Source organism: Pseudomonas donghuensis, assembly GCF_000696345.2.
GTDB classification, from domain to species: Bacteria; Pseudomonadota; Gammaproteobacteria; order Pseudomonadales; family Pseudomonadaceae; genus Aquipseudomonas; species Aquipseudomonas donghuensis.
Window position 1 is genome coordinate 3,982,072 of sequence record NZ_CP071706.1, and the last position, 20,037, is coordinate 4,002,108.

The window sequence follows — 20,037 nt, forward strand, 5'->3', positions numbered from 1 at the left end:
GTTAAAACCCTAGCTTATACCGACTCAGGCCGTGGCTTCATCCAGCATCAGCCGTTGGCGCACGACATCGACCAGCTTGTCGGGCTGGAACTTGGAGAGGAAGTTGTCGCAGCCGACCTTCTTCACCATCGATTCGTTGAAGCTGCCGGACAACGACGTATGCAGCACCACGTACAGTGAGCGCAGGCGCGGGTCGTTGCGGATCTCGGTAGTCAGGCGGTAGCCGTCCATTTCCGGCATTTCGGCGTCGGTGAAGACCATCAGCAGCTTCTCGCAGACATCCTCGCCAGCGTCGGCCCAGCCCTTGAGCATGCGCAGGGCCCTGAGGCCATCGCTGGCCACGTGCATCTTCACCCCCAGTTGCGACAAGGTGTCACGCAACTGCGCCAGGGCCACGGTGGAGTCGTCCACCAGCAGCACTTCGCGACCACGGGCACGGCCCAGCAGCGGATCTTCGAGCTTGTCGCGCGACACTTTGGCGCTGTACGGGACGATTTCCGCCAGCACCTTCTCGACGTCGATGATTTCCACCAGTTGCTCGTCGACCTTGCTGATCGCTGTCAGGTAGTGCTGACGACCGGCACTGGTCGGCGGCGGCATGATGGCTTCCCAGTTCATGTTGACGATGCGGTCGACGCCACCGACCAGAAAGGCCTGCACCGAGCGGTTGTACTCGGTGACGATGATGGTGCTGCCCGGGCCCGGCTCCAGCGGGCGCATGCCGATGGCCTGGGACAGGTCGATCACCGGCAGGGTCTGCCCGCGCAAGTTGACCACGCCACAGACGTACGCGTGACGCTGTGGCATCAGGGTCAGCTTGGGCATCTGCAGCACTTCCTGGACCTTGAACACGTTTATCGCGAACAGTTGCCGGCCCGCCAGGCGGAACATCAGGATTTCCAGGCGGTTCTCGCCCACCAGCTGCGTTCTTTGGTCTACCGTGTCGAGAATGCCAGCCATCGAAGAGCCCCCAGGTGTGTCGAAAATGATCCCAATGGCCCTGTATCGGCCGTTTGCCGCAGAGCTTGACCCCTTGAAGAAAATGCTCTGCAGCCCATTGATGTCATTTTACCATCATGCTTTACTGCGCTCACCTCTCCGCTGTCGCAAACACCCGCAAAGGGTCGTATCGAAAACACCGTATCAGGGAATCCCCTAGTGACAATCGGGTGAGACCTGATGTTCGCAATATCCATTAGCCATTAATGTGACGCCATTCTCATTGCATGAACGGAGTCAGGCTTTTGTCAGCGATCGCCTCATGGTGGCCAGCCCCTGCTCCAGCCTTTCGCGCTGGAGCCAAATGATGGCTAACGACGCACTGCACAACAGCGCCCTGCAGGAATTCCTGATCGACGCCCAGGTGCTGCTGACCAAGGCAGAGGAATGCCTGCTGCACCTGCAACTGATCGATAACGATCCGGATGCCTGCCACTGCCTGAACGACACCCTGGCAACCCTGGTGGAACGCGCACAGACCCTTGGCCTGGTCGAGGTCGCCGCCTACAGCCAGCAGTTGCAAGCGCTGCTGGAGCCGGCACAGGCGCAACCGGCGCTGCAGGGTGAAGCCCTGCAGGCCCTGGAAAGCTGCCTGACCTTGCTGGCCTGGCAACTGGAATTGATCGACCCGCACACCGGCCGCCTGAGCCTGGACACCGAGGAACAGGTGCAACTGCTCGACACCCTGGCCACTGCCCTGAGCCCGCAAACCGCTCTGGCCTGCACCTCTTGCATCGAGACCCAGCACCTCTGCGAACACTCCGAACCGTCCATGACTGCGCCCGCCACCGCGCATGCCTGCGCACTTTCCTCGCCAACCAGGGTCAACTAAGCGGCATAACAACAATGCCCTGGCGAAGATAACCGGCTCCCTGACGAGTGCACACTAAGGTCAAACTTAGTGTATTTTCCGGCACCTCTAATTATTCGCAAAAAATATTCCGTTTAATTGATATCGGGCAAAATTCCATCCCCACAAACTGATGGCATAGTGCTAGATTCGAAGGTAATCGGAACCGCCGTGCCAGCCCGTAAAATCTGGCTATTCAGTCAGTTATCAGAGTTCGCGACCAATTGTATTTGAAGTGATACCATGCGCGCTGATGAAGTCATGCACCTCACCTGGCGCCCCCAAGACAGAGCACGCCGACTTTCATCGCCGCACCCCAGCGCCGACATTTAAACGTTATTGAAGGCAATTCGACAAAAGCCTCTAGTTTGACCTTTGCAAGGCTTTCAACAGCGATATTTCAGTGGCTTCATTTCCTATGCTCTCAAGCCTCAAGACACTCAAGCGCTGGCGCCCCGGCGCCTCTCTGTTGCGCTGGGCGACCGCCCTGCTGTGCCTGGCCTCGATTGCCGTCAACCTGGCCCTGTACCTGCTTGAGCAACCGTTGCCGGGCGCAGCCCTGGCCCTGCAACTGATCGCCCTGCTGAGCATTGCCTGGCAACTGCGTCAGTGGGCGCGTTCGATTGCCCTGCGCCCGGCGGAACTTGCCGACCGGTTGCTCAAGGTGCAGGAAAGCGAACGCCAGCGCCTGAGCCGCGAACTGCACGACGATATCGGCCAACTGCTGACCGCCGCCAAGCTTCAGGCCGACTGGCTGCAACGTCGTGCCCCGGCTGAGCTGCAGGAGCACTGCAGTACTTTGCGCAGCACCCTGGATGACACCCTGGCCAATGTTCGCGATGTCTCGGCCATCCTCAACCCCCGGCAGTTGGCTAGCCTGGGGCTGGAAGCCAGCCTGCGCGCCCACCTGCTGCGCACCCTGGAGAACACCAATGTGCACTGGAGCCTGGAGTGCCGTCAGCGCCTGGGCGGCATCCCGGAAGACATGGCAATTGCCGCCTTTCGCATCACCCAGGAGGCGGTGACCAACATATTGCGCCATGCCAGGGCCAACAACCTGGTGGTTCGTATCCAGCGCCAGCCCGAAGGCCTGGCACTGTCGATCAGCGATGACGGCCTGGGCTTTCTGCCCGCCAGCAATCCGGCCGACGAAGGCCAACGCGGCATGGCCGGAATGCTCGAGCGTGCCGGCTTGCTCAATGGCACACTGTCAGTCACCAGCCAGCCCGGCCTGGGCACCCAGATCGACGCCCTGTTCCCCTGGCCTCCCCGTACCCTCGAACGCGCCAAGACAAGTAACGCCCCATGACCTGTACATTGTTGTTGGTGGATGACCACTCATTGATCCGCGCAGGTGTTCGCGCACTGGTGTCAGATATACCCGGCTATGCCGTGATCGGCGAAGCCAACGACGGCGGCCAGGTGCCCGAACTGGTCATGCAACTGGACCCGGACATCGTCTTGCTGGATATCTCCATGCGCTGCACCAGCGGCCTGGACGCCTTGAGCCGCTTGCGCGCCCTCGGCTGTCGCAGCAAGGTGTTGATTCTCTCCATGCACACCGATCCGGAGCTGATCATGCAGGCCCTGGAAAGCGGTGCCCACGGCTACCTGCTTAAAGACACCACCGCTACCGAACTTGAGCAGGCGCTGGCCGCGCTGCGTGGCAACGAGCGCTACCTGAGCCCGGCGATCGCCCACACCGTGATCAACCAGGCGCTGCTGCGCGCCCAATCAGGCAAGCCGGAAGCAGCCGAAAAGCACAACCTCACCGCCCGCCAACTGGAGATCCTGCGCCTGATCGTGCGCGGCAAATCGACGCGAGAAATCGCCCAGGGCCTGGGCCTGAGCATCAAGACCGTGGAAACCCACCGCTCGCAGATCATGAAACGCCTGCAAATCTACGATGTTGCCGGCCTGGTGCTGTTTGCCGTGCGCGAGCAGATCATCAGCCTGGACGACTGAGCAGCAGTACACCTGGCGCCAGGCGCACACTCAAGGCCGGGGCACAGCACGTGCCCGCCTCCAGCCTGGCGGCCATGACCAATGCCCAGACCCCATTGAGCATCGAGTATCGACGCCTTTTCTGGCGCGCTTTTACTGCATCGCACTTAACGTTTCAGCAGTCATTTGCACACCATTCATACAAATATCATTGAAAGCTTCGCCGCCCAGGCGCATCATTCGACAAATATTTGGCCTTTATGGATGACGCCAGTGGTAAAAGTCATTTTCTTGACTCATTGCGCAAAAGCCTGCCAGGTTGCCCTGTTTACTTTTGCCGCACTGCCCAGGCAGTGCCCCTGACTCGAGGCTGTGAGATGAGTGTTCTGATCCCTTGCATCATCGCTGGCGGCGCCGGCACCCGCCTGTGGCCGGTATCGCGCGAAACCATGCCCAAGCCGTTCATGCGCCTGCCCGATGGCCAGAGCCTGCTGCAGAAGACCTTCGCCCGCGCCAGTCGGCTGGCCGATGTCGAGCGGGTACTGACAGTGACCAACCGCGAGGTGTTCTTCCGCACCCAAGACGAGTTCCGCCAGTTGAACAAGGCTAATCTGGCCCTGGACTATATCCTTGAACCCTTTGGCCGCAACACCGCTGCCGCCATCGCCGCAGCCGCCCTGCACTGCGCCCGGCTGTATGGTGAGGACGCACAATTGCTGGTGCTGCCGGCCGACCACCTGATCAACGACCTCAGCGCCTTCGACCAGGCTGTCAGCCAGGCCCGTGCGCTGGCCAGCCACGGCTGGCTGACCACATTCGGCCTGCTGCCGACCCGCGCCGAAACCGGATTTGGCTACATCGAAAAGGGCCAGCCACTCGACGCCCATGGCTTCAAGGTCGCACGCTTCGTGGAAAAACCCGATGCCGATACCGCACAGCAGTACCTCGAGGGCGGCCAGCACCTGTGGAATGCCGGGATGTTCTGCATGCGCGTCGATGCCATCCTGCATGAACTGGAACTGCACACCCCGCAACTGCTGGCAGCGATCAATCGTTGCCTGGCCCAGAGCCCCTGCAAGGAAGGCGCGCGCGAGTGCCAGGTGGAACTGGACCCGGACAGCTTTGCCCAGGTGCCGGACATTTCCATCGACTATGCGGTGATGGAGGTCTCACAACAGGTCGCGGTACTGCCCAGCCAACTGGGCTGGAGCGATATCGGCAGCTGGGAGGCGGTGCGCGAGCTCTCGACCGGCGATCACCAGGGCAACCGCTGCACCGGCGAAACCGTGCTGCACGATGTGCGTAACTGCTACATCGACTCACCACGGCGCCTGGTCGGTGCGGTGGGCCTGGATAACCTGATCATCATCGATACCCCCGACGCCCTGCTGATCGCTGACGCAGCCCGCAGCCAGGAGGTCAAGGTGATCGCCCAGCAGCTCAAGCGCCAGGGCCACGATGCCTTCCGCCTGCACCGTACGGTCAACCGCCCCTGGGGCACCTACACCGTGCTCGAGGAAGGCCCACGGTTCAAGATCAAGCGCATCATGGTCCGCCCCGATGCCTCGCTGTCGCTGCAGATGCATCACCACCGCAGCGAGCACTGGATCGTGGTCAGCGGCATGGCCTGCGTGACCAACGGCGAAGAGGAGTTTCTGCTCGACACCAACGAATCGACCTTCATCAAGCCCGGACGGGTGCACCGCCTGACCAACCCCGGGGTGATCGATCTGGTGATGATTGAAGTACAAAGTGGCGAATACCTGGGCGAGGACGACATCGTGCGCTTTACTGATATCTATGGACGCGCCCCGGAGCCAGCCGCAAGCTGATCCCCTTGGCGCGTCCATTTTTATCTGCATGCCGTTACCCGCCTGAACACTGAGGAAAGGGGTCATGCGCATACTCTGGACACTACCCTACCTGCCCTGGCCGACCACCAGCGGCGGTAAAACCCGGCAATACCACCTGCTGCGCAACCTGGCGCAGCGCGGTCATCGCATCACCTTGCTGGTGCAGTCGAAGATCCTCCCCAGCGACGCGGCCCGACAGGCGTTGGAGCCTTTGCTCGAACGCCTGATCGTGCTCCCCAGGCGCCCCTTGCACAGCCCGCTGAACCTGCTGGCGGCGATTTACCCCAGCTACCCGATGCGCGCCAGTATCAATGGCCTGGCGCCGCACCTGCGCCACTGCTTCGAGCAATTGCTGGACGAGCCCTGGGATGTGATCCAGATCGAACACAGCTATAGCTTTCAGCCATTCGAAAAAGCCCTGCAGAGTCGGCGGCTGCCGTTCGTGCTCAGTGAACACAACATCGAATCCGTCAACGGCGCCGCCTGTCACGACCGCTTGCCACTGTGGCTGCGCCCCTTCAATGCCTTCGATCGCTGGCGTTATCGGCGCTGGGAGAACCGTGTGCTCAGCCAGGCCCATGAAGTGGTGGCGGTCAGCCCCACTGACGCCGAGCACATCAGCCAGGTGACCGGTTCTGCGGTGTCGGTGGTGATCAACGGCGTGGACTGCGCGCACTACCAGGACATCCAGCCCTCGCTGCACAGCCAGCGCCTGCTGTTTGTCGGCAACTTCGAGTATGGCGCCAACCTTGAGGCCATCGAATGGGCGCTGGAGGACATTCTGCCGCAAGTCTGGCTGAGCAACCCGGCGGTGCGCCTGGCGGTGGTCGGCCACGCCTTGCCGCCCAGCTGGAAACTGCGCTGGACTGACCCGCGGATCGAATGGATCGGTTACCTGCCTGACCTGCGCGAACTGCAACGCAACTCGGCAATCTTCTTCGCCCCGCTACGCTACGGCGGCGGCTCGAAGATCAAGGTACTGGAAGCCATGGCCGCCGGGCTGCCGGTGGTGACGACGGGCAAAGGTGTGTCCGGCCTGCAAGTGACCCATGGCGAGCACTATCTGGCCAGTGACGATGGCGACCAGCTGGCCCTGATGATTACCCAACTGCTGAACCAGCCCTGGCGCCTGCGCCAGTTGTCGCAAGCGGCCCGGGAGTTTGTCTGCTGCCGGCATGACTGGAGTGTCGCCGCCGCCCAGCTGGAAAGCGTGCATGCACGTCCCAGCCTGCGTGCGCCAAGCAGTGCCACCCTGGTGGACGGCACGCTGCTCAGCCGATCAGCCAAGTAGTTCGCTCAAGGGAATGAACTGGACGATATCGCCTTTGCCCGGGGTCTGGCCCTCACGGACTTCGACCAGCCCCTCGGCCCAGGCAGCACTGCGCAATACACCCGAACTCTGGTTTTTGTAGATCAACGCACTGCCCTGCTCCAGACGCCCGCGCAGGTACTCGCGGCGGCTTCCGGCCTTGGGCCAGTCGAATCCGGCCGGTACCGGGAACTGCAGTGGCGTGACCTCGCTGACGCCCTGGCGGCGCAGCAGGTAAGGCCGGGTCAACAAGCCAAAGGTCACCAGGGTCGAGGCCGGATTGCCAGGCAAACCGATGACCGGCACGCCTTTGTAATGACCAAAGGTCAGCGGCTTGCCCGGCTTGATCGCCAACTTCCACAACGACAGCTCGCCTTCTTCACGCAGTGCGATGCCCAGGTAATCCGCCTCGCCCACCGAAACGCCACCGGTAGACAGAATCAGATCGACGTCCTGCAACCCGGCCAGGCATTCACGGGTTTTCTCCAGGTCGTCAGCAAGAATGCCTGCATCGATCACTTCGCAGCCCAGGCGTTGCAGCCAGCTGCCAAGCAACCGCCGGTTGCTGTTGTAGATCTGTCCGGGACCGAGGGGCAAGCCGGGCTCGACCAACTCATCCCCGGTCGACAGCACCGCGACCTTCACCCGCCGCACCACCGTCAGTTCGGCACAGCCCAGTGACGCGGCCAGGCCCAACTCGATGGGCCCAAGGCGCGTACCGGCGGCCAATACCGCCTCGCCAACCCGGGTCTCCTGGCCTTGCGGGCGAATGTTCTGGCCGACGCGCAGCGGCTCGGTGAAACGCACACGCTGATCGTCCAGCAGCTCGGCGTTTTCCTGCATTTCGACGCAATCGGCCCCCACAGGCAGCGGCGCCCCGGTAAAGATTCGTGCACAGGTGCCCGGCTGCAACGGCTCGGGAGTATGCCCGGCGAATATCCGCTGGCTGACCGGCAACGGCGCGCCAGTCCAGTCGGCCAGGCGCAGGGCGTAGCCGTCCATGGCGCTGTTGGGCCAGGGCGGCAGGTCGAGGCTCGATACCAGCTCGTGGGCCAGCACGCGGCCTTCGGCGGCGGCCAGCGCGACCTGCTCGGTGTCGTTGATTGGCGCGGCTTCGGCCAGCGCGAGCAATTTGGCCAGGGCGTCTTCGACGGGCATCAATGGCGTGTGCATGGGCGTCTCAACCACGGCTTTCGCAGGGCGCAGCCTGCTTGAGGTGGGTGACGAAGTTGCACGGGCGATGACGGGCGTCGAGTTGCTCGGCAAGGATACCGTCCCAACCAGTGCGCACGGCATTGGTCGAGCCCGGCAGGCAACACACCAGGGTGCCATTGGCCAGGCCGGCCAAGGCGCGGGACTGCACGGTGGAGGTGCCGATATCGGCCAGGGAGATATGGCGAAACAGCTCGCCGAAACCATCGACCTGCTTGTCCAGCAGGCAAGCCACGGCTTCCGGCGTGCTGTCACGCCCGGTGAAGCCGGTACCGCCAGTGATCAGCACCACCTGCACCTGCTCATCGGCGATCCAGGTCGCGACCTGAGCGCGGATCTTGTACAGATCGTCCTTGAGCAGCACCCGCGCAGCGAGGGCGTGGCCGGCCTCGGTCAGGCGGTCGACGAACACCTGGCCGGAGGTGTCGGTTTCCAGGGTGCGGGTATCGCTGACGGTCAGTACGGCAATGTTCAGCGGCACGAAAGGTACATCTGCCTTGGCTTTCATGGGACCTTGAATCCATTGATAGGAACGAATGAGCGGTGTTATATCACAGCCCTGCCCGCCTCGCGCCCGCCACCGGGCCAGGCATTGGGCCCAGTCAATAATGCTGGATTGCCGCTATGCTGCAATCTGCACGGAACTTGCGCAGGCGCCATGCGTCTCAAGAACCATTACGCACCATCCTTTACTGGAGAAACACAATGATTCAACGGACTCTTCCCGCTTTCCTGCTCGCCCTGGGTCTTGGCACCCTGGCCGGCTGCGCTTCGCCAACCGTCATTACCCTGAACGACGGTCGCGAAATCCAGGCGGTCGATACTCCGCAATACGATGAAGACTCGGGCTTCTACGAATTCGAACAGCTGGACGGCAAGCGCACCCGCATCAACAAGGACCAGGTCCGTACCGTCAAGGACCTGTGAGCTGATCGACAAGCCGCCTTCGGGGGCTTGCCGAGGAGAAAATTTTGAGTAATATTTTCTCCATCGGAGTGTAGCGCAGCCAGGTAGCGCGTCTCGTTCGGGACGAGAAGGCCGCAGGTTCGAATCCTGTCTCTCCGACCAGATTACTCAACAAAAAGCCCGCCCTCGTGCGGGCTTTTTCGTGCCCGGCAGACGAGCAGCACTGGCCAGCATTGCACGGCGACGGCGCTACCAGCAGAATGCGCGCCTTTCGAACATTGAGGTTGATTCACATGCGTAAGACTCTTGCCGCCCTGACCCTGGGCCTGCTGTGTGCACAAGGCGCCATGGCCGGCGATGGCCAGACCGCTGTAGGCGGTGGCCTGGGTGGTGTATTGGGTAACGTGGTCGGGCAAAAGCTGGGTGGCAGCACCGGCGCGGCCATTGGTGCCGGTGTCGGTGGTGCAGCGGGCAGCGCCATGGCCGCGAAGAAAGGCAACAAGACCAAGGCAGCCATTGGTGGCGGCCTGGGTTCGGCCGGTGGCTCGCTGGTAGGCGGCAAACTGGGTGGCAGCACCGGCTCGGCGATTGGCGCAGGCTTGGGTGGTGCAGCCGGTGGTGCGCTGGGTAATAACCTGGCGGACAGTCACCGCAAGAAGCGGCACTGATCCAGAACCGGCGATGCTTTTTGAAGGCCTGAAACAAACAACCCCCTGAACAGGGGGTTGTTTGTTTCTACCGTAGCAAATGCTTACAGCGCAGGCTCAGCCTGTACCGCAGCGGCCGCTTCCGGCAGCACCGGAACATACAGCAGGCCCAGACGCGAGCTGCTCCATTCACGGGTCTTGTTGGTCAGCTCAAGGTTGTTGTTGAGCTTCTGGCCATAGGTCGGAACGATTTCCTTCAGCTTGGCCTGCCACTCAGGGGTCTTGATGCGATCCTTGAAGGTCTTTTCCAGCACGGTCAGCATGATCGGCGCAGCGGTCGAGGCACCTGGCGAGGCGCCCAGCAGTGCGGCAATGGTGCCGTCCTGGGCAGCAACGACTTCGGTACCGAACTGCAGGATGCCGCCGTGCTCAGGGTCCTTCTTGATCACCTGGACGCGTTGACCGGCCTGCAGCAGCTTCCAGTCTTCGTTCTTGGCGTTCGGGAAGTACTCGCGCAGGGCCGTCATGCGGTCATCGAAGCTCAGCATCAACTGACCCATCAGGTAGGTGCTCAGGTCGATATTGTCGATACCGGCGTGGGTCATCGGCATGATGTTGTGGGTAGTCAGCGCCGCGAACATGTCCAGCAGCGAGCCGTTCTTCAGGAACTTGGTCGAGAAGGTGGCAAACGGGCCGAACAACAGCACTTCCTTGCCGTCGATCACGCGGGTGTCCAGGTGCGGAACCGACATCGGCGGTGCACCGACCGACGCCTTGCCGTACAGCTTGGCCTTGTGACGGGCAACGATGTCCTGGTTGTCGGTCATCAGGAACTGGCCACCGACCGGGAAGCCGGCATAGCCGTCTGCTTCAGGGATGCCCGACTTCTGCAGCAGCTTCAGGGCGCCACCACCGGCACCGATGAAGACGAACTTGGCCTTGATGCTGCTCTCGGCACCCTTGTTGGCCAGGTCAGCGACGACCACGGTCCAGGTGTTGTCGGCATTGCGCACGATGTCGCGCACTTCGTGCTGGACGTGCAGCTTGACGTTGTCGTGCTTGGTCAGCGAGGCGAACAGCTGGCGGGTGATCTCGCCGAAGTTGACGTCGGTACCGATCGGCATGCGGGTGGCGGCGATCTTCTGGTCGGCGGCACGGCCTTCCATCACGATCGGTACCCACTTCTTGATCTGCTCGTGGTCTTCGGAGTACTCCATGCCACGGAACAGCGAGCTGTGCTGCAGGGCTTCATGACGCTTCTTGAGGAACTCGACGTTCTTGTCGCCCCAGACGAAGCTCATGTGCGGCACGTTGTTGATGAACGACTTCGGGTTGCTCAGCACGTTCTGCTCGATCTGGTAGGCCCAGAACTGCTTGGAGATCTCGAACTGCTCGTTGACCCCAACGGCCTTGCTGATATCGATCTTGCCGTCGGCGCCTTCGCTGGTGTAGTTCAGCTCGCAAAAGGCAGAGTGACCGGTACCGGCGTTGTTCCAGGCGTTGGAGCTTTCTTCGGCGACCTTGTCCAGGCGCTCGTAGATGTCGATCGACCAACCGGGTTCCAGCTCATTGAGGTAGGTACCCAGGCTTGCACTCATGATGCCGCCGCCGATCAGCAGCACGTCTACGGTTTTCTCGGGCTCACTGGGCTTGGAGCAACCGATGACACTCAGGCACAGGAGCGTCAGCAGGATTTTTTTCATAGTTCAATCCAATTGAAGTGAAGTAATTGGCAATGACCGCAGGTCCCGTAGTGCACGCCCGGATTCTTGTTGTTGCTCGCGCAGTCCAAGGCTCAGCGTAGCTGGTGCTCAGGCAGTCGGCCGGATGCACAGGCAATGGATGGCGGCTGGGGTTGTTCGATGGATCGGGAACGGTCGTCACGCCAGACACGGGGCAAGGCCGCCGCTGTCAGGGTGGGTCGCCTTAAAGCAGGAAACGGGCCAACTTTCACAAGACCAACGGCTAATAGCTAGGACGAGTCGTCGCACCCCAACTTTAACGGTTTAGCTGGCGACAATCCGCCACATTGCCAGGCTACGGACGCTGGATGTGGCGGATTTCCCCCTTCGCTGCTCAAGCACTCAGGCGTGCGGTGACTTCGCCAAGCTGCCCGGACAGCCCGTGCAAATGCTGGCCGGCCTGCTCGGTCTGCTGCACGGCCTGCTGGTTGGTGGTGGCGATGCGGGTGATTTCCACCAGGTTGCGGGAGATATCCTCGGCAACGCTGGTTTGCTCTTCGGCGGCCGTGGCAATCTGCCGGTTCATATCGCGAATGGCCTCCACCGCCACGGTGATGCGCTGCAGCATCTGCCCGGCCTGCTGCACCTGTTCGGCCCCCTCCTCGCTGCGCCGCTGGCCGCTTTCGATGGCCTTGACCGCGTCCACGGCGCCGGACTGCACGGCACTGATGATCTGGTTGATTTCAGCAATGGAGGCCGCTGTACGCTGGGCCAGGCTGCGCACTTCATCGGCGACCACGGCAAAGCCGCGCCCGGCCTCCCCGGCCCGCGCCGCCTCAATGGCAGCATTGAGCGCCAACAGGTTGGTCTGCTCGGCAATACCGCGAATCACTTCCAGGACCTTGCCAATGCGCCCGCTATCGGCTTGCAGATGACGAATCACCTCGGCGGTGCCGGCGATTTCCTGGTTGACCACGGCAATGGTGTCGATGGTCTGCTGCATCACCTGCTCGCCGGCCTGGGCGCTGTGATCGGCTTCATCGGCGGCACGCGCGGCGTCGGCGGCATGGCGGGCAACTTCCTGGGCGGTCGCGGACATTTCATGCATCGCCGTGGCGACCTGGTCGGTACGCTGGAACTGATCGTCGGTGCCGCGCGCCATGTTGCCGGCAATACCGCGCAATTCACCGCTGGCGCTTTCCAGCTCACCGGCGTTGCGCTGCAGGCGGCTGAAGGTGTCGGCAAGAAAGTCGCGCAGGGTATTGGCCGCCACTGCCAGCCGCCCCAGCTCATCCCGACGGTCACTGGCGACCCGGGCCTCGAAGCGCCCCTGGCTCAGTTGCGCGACATAGTCGATCAAGCCGCGGATCGGCTCGATCAGGCTGCGGTTGACCAGCCACAGGCTGAACAGGCCGACCAGCACGGCCGAACCGAACATCACCAGCAGCCCCAGCCAGACGGTGCGCTCAGCCGACTGGCTAATGGCCTGGGCGCGTGCCTGGGCATCAGTGCGCAGTTGCGTGACCAGCGCGCTCATCTGTTCGCTGGCGGCGCGGTCGACGCCTTTTACCGCCTGGTCGCCGACCGCAGGATCAGCACCCGCGGCCAGAAACGCCTGACGCCCTTGTGCGTATGCCTGGCCCAACTGCCGGTGACTGTCCTTGAGCTGCTCGGCGCGGGCCTTGAGCGGCTGCTCGCTGTGCTCGATCAACTGGTCAAGGATGCCTTGCACCTGCTGCTCGCGCGCCAAGAACTGCTGCCAGTACTTGTCCAGCTCGGTGGGCTGCTTGCCGCGCAGCAGCACGTTCTTCCATTCCTGGACCTGAACCTTGAACTGCAGGTTGGCCTCATCGATCAACTGCGACGCCTGCAACGGCCCGTCGATCAATTGCCCATAGCCACGCACGCTGGAGGACAACAATTGAAAACACACCAGGGCGATCAACAGAATCGCCAGCAGGCTGCCGCCGAGCAAGGCGAGGATTTGTACTCTGAGGGATGTACGCAACATCGGAAGAAGTCCCGAAACAAGGAATGAGGACGCGACGCACGTGGCGTCGACCCGGCAAAGACCTCCCTGTCCTTGTTCTTTGGCCGCTGACAGCAGGCCAAAAAAAAGCTGCCATCGATCGATAGCAGCCAGGTTCAAGCATTACGCAACAGCTGGAGCAGATAGTCTCAAGGCATTGCTACAGAATTGTGACAGTCTGTAGGAGGCCGTCACAAATCCGTCATGGTGTTGAACTGCAACGCCGCCAGCCGCGCATACAAGGGGCTCTCGGCAATCAACTGGCGATGACTGCCGATCGCCACCAACCGGCCCTGGTCGATCACCGCAATGCGATCAGCATGCTGCACCGTGGCCAGGCGATGGGCGATCACCAAGGTGGTGCGCCCGCTCATCAAGGTCGGCAGCGCTTGCTGGATCAGGTGCTCGCTCTGGGCATCGAGGGCGCTGGTGGCTTCATCGAGCAACAGGATCGGTGCATCCATCAGCAACGCCCGGGCAATCGCCAGGCGCTGGCGCTGACCACCCGACAATCCGAGGCCAGCATCCCCCAGATGGGTCTGATAACCCTTGGGCAACTGCAGGATGAATTCATGGGCATGGGCACTGCGGGCCGCGGCCTGGACCTGCTCGACTGTGGCATCGGCCCGCCCGTAGCGGATGTTGTCTTCCACCGTACCAAAAAACAGCGCCGGGTTTTGCGCCACCAGGGCGAAGTGGCGGCGCAGGTCCTGGGGATCCAGGCGACTGATATCCTGGCCATCGAGCCGGATGCACCCTTGCTGCGGGTCATAAAAACGCAGCAGCAGGTCGAACAGCGTCGACTTGCCCGCCCCCGACGGGCCGACCAGGGCCAGGGTTTCGCCGGGCTCGACCGTCAGGCTCAAGCCATCGATGGCGGGCGGCGTCGGCCGTGACGGATAGGCAAAACCCACAGCCTGCAACTCGACCCGCCCGCTGGCCCGCGCCGCCGTACGCTGCAGGCCTTGCGCCGGCGCAACAATCTCGCTGCGCGCCGCCAGCAGCTCGGCAATCCGCTCGGCCGCCCCTGCGGCACGCTGCAGCTCACCGATCACTTCGCTCAAGGTACCAAAAGCACTGCCGACGATCAGGCTGTAGAACACGAAAGCGGCCAGTTCACCCCCGGAAATGCGCCCGGCGATCACATCCATGCCACCGACCCAGAGCATCACCCCGACCGCGCCAAGCACCAACACGATCACCAAGGTGATCAGCCAGGCGCGCTGGAGGATGCGCTGGCGTGCCACAGCGAAGGCCGCCTCGACCGTCGTGGCGAATCGCTGCTGGTCACTGGCCTGATGGTTGTAGGCCTGCACGGTCTTGATCTGGCCGAGGGTTTCGGCCACGTAACTGCCAACATCGGCCACCCGGTCCTGGCTTTGCCGCGACAGGCTGCGCACCCGCCGGCCGAAGATCAGGATCGGCGCCAGCACCAGCGGCAAGGCCAGCACCACGATACTGGTGAGCTTGGGGTTGGTGACAAACAGCAGGACGATCCCGCCCAGCACCATCAAGGCATTGCGCAGGAACAACGACAGCGACGAGCCGATCACCGACTGCAGCAAGGTGGTATCGGCGGTCAGCCGCGACTGGATTTCCGAGCTGCGGTTGTTTTCGAAAAAGCCCGGGTGCAGGTCGATCAGGTGGTCGAACACCTGCTGGCGGATATCGGCCACGCAACGCTCGCCAATCCAGGACACCAGGTAAAAGCGGCTGAAGGTGCCGATCGCCAGGGCCAGCACCAATAGCAGGAACAGGCCGATGGACTGATTGAGCAGGTGCGGCGAGCGGGTCATGAAGCCCTGGTCGACCAACAGGCGGATGCCCTGGCCCATGGACAGGGTAATCGCCGCGGTGACTATCAGCGCCAGCAAGGCCAGCAGCACCTGCTTGCGGTAAGGACGGATGAAGCGCCACCCCAGGCGCATGGCCTGGCGCTGGCGGGGAGAAAACCGGTTGAGCATGGAGTACGCCGTTTGTCTGCTGTTTGCGCCAGCCTACACCGGACCGCTCGTCCAGCGCCAAGGAACTCCCGGTAATGGCAGGCGTCGGAACCAGAACCTGGGCATATAAGACCCAGGGCGCAGCGGGCTAGACCGTTTCGGTCTAAAGTACCACTGGAGGTTTACTCACCTTTCTGGTGGAGTGGACAGGTCGCACAGTGATAAACGAAAGAGCTGTCACAGGCCGGTCACGAGGCGATTCTAGTCTGAGCTTGCAACCTGATGAGGAGACAGGAAATGAGCTTGCAACAAGGCAATACCCAGGAAAAACCCGTGCCTAACCCGCAGGCATCGGTAGGCGGCACGATCATCGACAAGGATGGTAAAGAAATTATCATCACCGAAGAGATGATCCAGCATGCCTGCGAGGAGCTGGAAAAAAGCCGGGTAGAACTCGCCAAGAAAGACTGACCCACCCGAATTCTTCAACCCGGCGCACGCGCCGGGTTTTTATTGCCCGCGACTCAGACCAGCACTGCGCCCAGGGCGCGGGCCATCTGCGCCAACTGCGGCGCCTGGCCGTGCAAGCGCACGGCCAGGCCTTCGATCTCGCGACGCGGCGGGTAGTGTTTGCGCAGGCGGTCGAAGGCGGCCTTCTGCTGAGCCGGGTCGCGGCTCAAACTACGGCGAAAGTCAGCATCGTCGCGGCGTGGGTCATACACTGCGCGGCACAGGGTGGCCAGGGCCCAGGCCGGATCGGTCTCGGCCTGCAAAGCGATTTCGGCCAGCCACGGCTGCGGTAGCAGGTCGGCCAGTTGCACCCGCTCAGGCTCGCCGCGCCAAGCGCAGAACGCCTGATAGATCTGCGCCGTGCCACGTTGCTTGCCGTCCAGGCTGTAGCCGGCAATATGCGGGGTGGCAATCACGCAGAGGTCGGCCAGGGCCAGGTCGACCTGGGGCTCGCCTTCCCAGACATCGAGTACCGCCTGGATGTCATCGCGCTCGCGCAGCAGCTGGCGCAGCGCCTGATTGTCCACTACCGGGCCACGGCTGGCGTTGATCAGCCAGGCCCCCGGGCGCAGGCGCGCCAATTGCTGCTCGCCCAGCAAGTGCCAGGTGGGCTGCTCGCCGCCGCGGGTCAGCGGGGTATGCAGGCTGATCACATCGCACTGTTCAAGCACCTGCTCCAGGCTCACGTAGTCGCCGCCTTCGCGCGCCTGACGCGGCGGATCACACACCAGCACCTGCCAGCCCAGGCCACGCAGCACCTCGACCAGGCGCCCACCGACTTCACCGGCCCCCACCACCCCATAGGTACGCGCAGGCAAACTGGCGCCGTCAAGCTCGGCCAGGGTCAGCAGGCTACCGAGCACATAGTCGACCACCCCGCGGGCGTTGCAGCCTGGCGCGCTGGACCAGTGAATGCCAGCCTCGGCGAAATAATCCAGAGCCAGGTGATCGGTGCCGATGGTGCAGGTGCCGACAAACTTCACCCGGCTGCCTTCGAGCAAAGTGCGGTCGACCTTGGTCACCGAACGTACCAGCAGTACGTCGGCATCCTTGACGCAGGCGGCATCGATCGCCCGCCCGGGGTAGCGGCGAATTTCGCCGAAGCCGGCAAAGAAGGCATCGAGCAGCGGGATATTCTCGTCAGCAACAATCAGCATGGCGCTCTCCTATCGGGGTGCGCAGTGTAGGCCGATACGGGTGGACTGATCCACAGGCAGGCAAGGTTTCCTGACTGCCGCGTCAAGGCGTAGACTAGCCGGCTTTGCCCATCTTTTATGTGGACGCCTGCCTTGTGACACCGATGACTGCCGATACCCCAACCCCTGCCCTGTCGCGTCCGGCGCGGGTCCGCACCGAGCTGCGCGGCCTGCTGATGCTGGCCACGCCAATCATCATTGCCCAGCTGGCGACCACCGCCATGGGCTTTGTCGATGCGGTGATGGCTGGCCGGGTCAGCCCGCGCGACCTGGCAGCCGTGGCCCTGGGCAACTCGATCTGGATCCCGGTGTACCTGCTGATGACCGGCACCCTGCTGGCGACCACGCCCAAGGTTGCCCAGCGCTATGGTGCCGGCCAGCATGCCGAGATCGGCCCGCTGGTGCGTCAGGCGTTGTGGCTGGCGCTGAGCGTTGGCCTGATTGCCAGCGGCCTGTTGCTCAGCGCCGAACCGATCCTGCAGGTGATGAAAGTCGACCCGCAACTGGTGGCGCCGAGCATGGGCTATTTGCAAGGCATTGCCTTCGGCTTCCCCGGCGTCGCCCTTTATTACGTGCTGCGCTGCTATAGCGATGCCCTGGGCCGGACCCGGCCAAGCATGGTCATCGGCCTGTCCGGCCTGCTGCTGAACATTCCACTGAACTATGTGCTGATCTACGGCCATCTGGGCCTGCCGGCCCTGGGCGGCGTCGGTTGCGGCTGGGCCAGTGGCATTGTCATGTGGTTCATGGCCCTGAGCATGGCCGCCTGGACCCGCTGGGCCCCGGCCTATGCCCAAAGCCGGGTGCTGGTGCGCTGCGACAAGCCGCAGTGGCCGGTGATCAAGCGCCTGATCGGCGTCGGTCTGCCGATCGGTATCGCAGTATTCGCCGAGTCGAGCATCTTCGCGGTGATTGCCTTGCTGATCGGCAGCCTCGGCCCGACCGTGGTCGCCGGGCACCAGATTGCCCTGAACATCAGCTCGCTGCTGTTCATGATTCCGTATTCACTGGGGATGGCGGTGACCGTGCGGGTTGGCCAGGCGGTTGGCGCCGGGTTGCCACGCCAGGCGCGCTTCGCCGCCCTGGTCGGCCTGGGCGCGGCGCTGGTGTTCGCCTGCTTCTCGGCCAGCTTGATCCTGCTGATGCGCGAGCCGATCGCCTCGATCTACACCCCGGATACGGCAGTGATCCAGATTGCCGCGATGCTCATCGTGTATGCCGCGCTGTATCAGTTCTCCGATGCCATCCAGGTGATCGCCGCCGGTGCCCTGCGCGGCTACCAGGACACCCGGGTGACCATGATCCTGACCCTGTTCGCCTACTGGGGCATTGGCTTGCCGGTGGGTTATGTATTGGGCCTGACCGACCTGTTCGGCCCGGCCAGCGGCCCCAACGGCCTGTGGGAAGGCCTGATTGCCGGGCTCACCTGCGCGGCGCTGATGCTGGCGATTCGATTGGCGCGCAGCAGCGCCAAGCACATTCGCCGGGCTGAAAAGCGTTAGTCGAGCTTCTTGCGGATCCAGTACAGGTAGGTGCCCGCGTCTTCCTGCTGCTGGACCAGTTCGTGATCCAGGAACACACAGAACTTGGGGATATCGCGACGGGTCGAGGGATCGGTGGCGATCACCTTGAGCAGGCCACCGGCGGCCAGGTCGCGGATGTGCTGGTGCAGCATCATCACCGGCTCCGGGCAGTTGAGGCCGGTGGCGTCGAGGATGGCATCTGGGGTCAGGTCAGTCATGTAGAACTCCGGAAACAATCAGCTATTATCGCTCATGCACACGGCAGGGTCATCTTCGCTGGGCTGATCGCCGGCAACGCCGGCTCCCACAGGTTTTGCAGCCACCCTTGCCAGCGATGGCCTCACCGCGGTTTCAGATCCAGGCGGCGCAAGTGGCAGGTCACTTCTTCGCGGTCGTGATACAGCTGCTTGCAGCCAATCGACACCTTGACCTTGCGCGCCTTGAAGCCTTCCTCGATGCGTTCGAGCAAGCGCCGCACTTCGGCATAGCGCTGCTTCATCGGCAACTTGAGGTTGACCACCGCCTCCCGGCACAGGCCTTCGCCCAGCCAGGTTTCCAGCAAGGCAGCACTGCGCGCCGGCTTCTCGACGATATCGCAGACCATCCAGTCCACGGTTTGCTTGGGCTTGTAGGTAAAGCCGTCGGCCATCAGGTGCTGGACCAGGCCGGTGTCCATCAGGCTCTCAGCCATCGGTCCGTTGTCGATGGCGGTCACCAGCATGCCGCGCTTGACCAGTTGATAGGTCCAGCCACCCGGCGCCGCGCCGAGGTCGACCCCGGTCATGTCATCGGACAGCCGCGCATCCCACTGGTCGCGCGGGATGAAGTGGTGCCAGGCCTCTTCCAGCTTCAGGGTCGAACGGCTCGGTGCTTCGCGGGGAAATTTCAGGCGCGGAATGCCCATCGGCCACATCGCCGAGTTGTCCGCCGCCGCCAGGCCGACAAACACCCGCCGGCCGCTGACGAAGGTCAGTAGCAAACGTGGCTTGTGCGCATCCTCAACCAGGCGCCCGGCCTTGCTCAGGGCTTTGCGCAGCGGTACTTCGAACTTTCGGCAAAAGGTCGAAAGCTCCTTGCCGTCGTTGGTGTCCATCACCTCCAGCCACAGGCTGCCGCACTGCGGATAATCAGCCAGGGCGTCGAGCAGTACGCTGATGCGATCGGTTTCCGGCAGCTCGATGAACGCGCCGCGGGCCCATTGCCGGGGGAAGATCAGCTGGGCAAAACGCAGCTCGCGCATCATTTGCTCGGCACCTTCGGCGTCGTTGCAGATGAACTCGGCGCAGGCGCTCTGCGGCTTGGCCTTGGCGTAGCCGGCGACGTTCAGGCGCGCGGCGTGCTCGGCGATTTCGGCACAGACTTCACTTTCGAAACCGGGCCGGCAATGCATAAACAGGGTATTCATCTTCACTCCAGGACGGATGGCGCCCAATC

At 62.8% G+C, this 20,037-nt stretch carries 18 protein-coding genes, 1 tRNA gene and 1 pseudogene; 10 read left to right on the top strand and 10 right to left on the bottom strand.

What is annotated here, in order from left to right:
* Window positions 1–24 precede the first annotated feature (24 nt).
* Window positions 25–960: a chemotaxis protein CheV gene (locus BV82_RS18525; RefSeq protein ID WP_036996413.1), complete on the bottom strand. Its 936-nt coding sequence runs from the start codon at window positions 958–960 to the stop codon at window positions 25–27.
* A 346-nt stretch (window positions 961–1,306) separates the two neighbouring features.
* Between BV82_RS18525 and BV82_RS18530 the strand changes: the two genes are divergently transcribed.
* From BV82_RS18530 to BV82_RS18550, 5 genes are all read left to right on the top strand, one after another.
* On the top strand, window positions 1,307–1,831 hold the full coding sequence (locus BV82_RS18530; RefSeq protein WP_036996516.1) for a hypothetical protein: 525 nt from the start codon (window positions 1,307–1,309) through the stop codon (window positions 1,829–1,831).
* A 436-nt stretch (window positions 1,832–2,267) separates the two neighbouring features.
* Window positions 2,268–3,158 (top strand): sensor histidine kinase, encoded by an 891-nt coding sequence (locus tag BV82_RS18535; protein ID WP_010223365.1) that lies wholly within the window; start codon window positions 2,268–2,270, stop codon window positions 3,156–3,158.
* A complete protein-coding gene (locus tag BV82_RS18540) occupies window positions 3,155–3,814 on the top strand; it encodes a response regulator (protein ID WP_010223364.1) in 660 nt (219 codons plus the stop codon). Before BV82_RS18535 ends, BV82_RS18540 begins: the two co-directional genes overlap by 4 nt.
* Window positions 3,815–4,170: 356 nt before the next feature.
* The gene (locus BV82_RS18545) at window positions 4,171–5,625 is read left to right on the top strand and encodes a mannose-1-phosphate guanylyltransferase/mannose-6-phosphate isomerase (protein WP_036996415.1); all 1,455 of its coding nucleotides are present in this window, start codon (window positions 4,171–4,173) and stop codon (window positions 5,623–5,625) included.
* Between the two features lie 64 nt (window positions 5,626–5,689).
* Window positions 5,690–6,937: a glycosyltransferase family 4 protein gene (locus BV82_RS18550; RefSeq protein ID WP_010223362.1), complete on the top strand. Its 1,248-nt coding sequence runs from the start codon at window positions 5,690–5,692 to the stop codon at window positions 6,935–6,937.
* Here the strand turns inward: BV82_RS18550 and BV82_RS18555 are convergent.
* Together BV82_RS18555 and moaB are read right to left on the bottom strand one after the other, a co-directional pair.
* Entirely contained in the window at window positions 6,926–8,128 is a 1,203-nt protein-coding gene (locus BV82_RS18555) for a molybdopterin molybdotransferase MoeA (protein WP_010223361.1), read from the bottom strand. The genes BV82_RS18550 and BV82_RS18555 overlap by 12 nt on opposite strands.
* Before the next feature lie 7 nt (window positions 8,129–8,135).
* On the bottom strand, window positions 8,136–8,675 hold the full coding sequence (gene moaB, locus BV82_RS18560; protein ID WP_036996416.1) for a molybdenum cofactor biosynthesis protein B: 540 nt from the start codon (window positions 8,673–8,675) through the stop codon (window positions 8,136–8,138).
* 197 nt (window positions 8,676–8,872) lie between these two features.
* Here moaB and BV82_RS18565 point away from each other — a divergent pair, with 197 nt between their 5' ends.
* The 3 genes from BV82_RS18565 (at window position 8,873) to BV82_RS18575 (ending at window position 9,741) form a co-directional block, all read left to right on the top strand.
* Window positions 8,873–9,094, top strand: a complete 222-nt coding sequence (locus tag BV82_RS18565; protein ID WP_010223359.1) for a YgdI/YgdR family lipoprotein — start codon at window positions 8,873–8,875, stop codon at window positions 9,092–9,094.
* A 64-nt stretch (window positions 9,095–9,158) separates the two neighbouring features.
* A tRNA-Pro gene (locus BV82_RS18570) sits at window positions 9,159–9,235 on the top strand.
* Window positions 9,236–9,366: 131 nt separating this feature from the next.
* Entirely contained in the window at window positions 9,367–9,741 is a 375-nt protein-coding gene (locus BV82_RS18575) for a hypothetical protein (protein WP_010223358.1), read from the top strand.
* Between the two features lie 83 nt (window positions 9,742–9,824).
* Here the strand turns inward: BV82_RS18575 and mqo are convergent, their stop codons facing one another.
* The 4 genes and pseudogenes from mqo to BV82_RS18590 form a co-directional block, all read right to left on the bottom strand.
* Complete coding sequence (gene mqo / locus BV82_RS18580) at window positions 9,825–11,423, bottom strand: malate dehydrogenase (quinone) (protein WP_010223357.1); 1,599 nt, start codon at window positions 11,421–11,423, stop codon at window positions 9,825–9,827.
* A 373-nt stretch (window positions 11,424–11,796) separates the two neighbouring features.
* Window positions 11,797–12,564 carry a methyl-accepting chemotaxis protein gene (locus BV82_RS26775; protein WP_420831752.1) on the bottom strand — a complete coding sequence of 256 codons (768 nt, stop codon included), beginning with the start codon at window positions 12,562–12,564 and terminating at the stop codon, window positions 11,797–11,799.
* Between the two features lie 165 nt (window positions 12,565–12,729).
* Window positions 12,730–13,413 (bottom strand): annotated as a pseudogene (locus tag BV82_RS26780) (methyl-accepting chemotaxis protein); the annotation flags it as partial.
* Between the two features lie 209 nt (window positions 13,414–13,622).
* Window positions 13,623–15,395, bottom strand: coding sequence for an ABC transporter transmembrane domain-containing protein (locus BV82_RS18590; protein WP_010223355.1), 1,773 nt, complete (start codon window positions 15,393–15,395; stop codon window positions 13,623–13,625).
* Between the two features lie 276 nt (window positions 15,396–15,671).
* Here BV82_RS18590 and BV82_RS18595 point away from each other — a divergent pair, with 276 nt between their 5' ends.
* Complete coding sequence (locus BV82_RS18595; RefSeq protein WP_010223354.1) at window positions 15,672–15,845, top strand: PA1571 family protein; 174 nt, start codon at window positions 15,672–15,674, stop codon at window positions 15,843–15,845.
* Between the two features lie 53 nt (window positions 15,846–15,898).
* Here BV82_RS18595 and pdxB read toward each other — a convergent pair whose 3' ends face one another.
* Window positions 15,899–17,041: a 4-phosphoerythronate dehydrogenase PdxB gene (gene pdxB, locus BV82_RS18600; protein WP_036996420.1), complete on the bottom strand. Its 1,143-nt coding sequence runs from the start codon at window positions 17,039–17,041 to the stop codon at window positions 15,899–15,901.
* Window positions 17,042–17,184: 143 nt separating this feature from the next.
* Here pdxB and BV82_RS18605 point away from each other — a divergent pair, with 143 nt between their 5' ends.
* Window positions 17,185–18,582, top strand: a complete 1,398-nt coding sequence (locus tag BV82_RS18605; protein ID WP_010223352.1) for an MATE family efflux transporter — start codon at window positions 17,185–17,187, stop codon at window positions 18,580–18,582.
* On the opposite strand, the gene tusA is transcribed toward BV82_RS18605, so the two are convergent.
* On the bottom strand, window positions 18,579–18,821 hold the full coding sequence (gene tusA, locus BV82_RS18610; protein WP_010223351.1) for a sulfurtransferase TusA: 243 nt from the start codon (window positions 18,819–18,821) through the stop codon (window positions 18,579–18,581). The genes BV82_RS18605 and tusA overlap by 4 nt on opposite strands.
* 122 nt (window positions 18,822–18,943) lie before the next feature.
* On the bottom strand, window positions 18,944–20,008 hold the full coding sequence (gene rlmM, locus BV82_RS18615) for a 23S rRNA (cytidine(2498)-2'-O)-methyltransferase RlmM (protein WP_036996421.1): 1,065 nt from the start codon (window positions 20,006–20,008) through the stop codon (window positions 18,944–18,946).
* Between the last annotated feature and the right edge of the window lie 29 nt (window positions 20,009–20,037).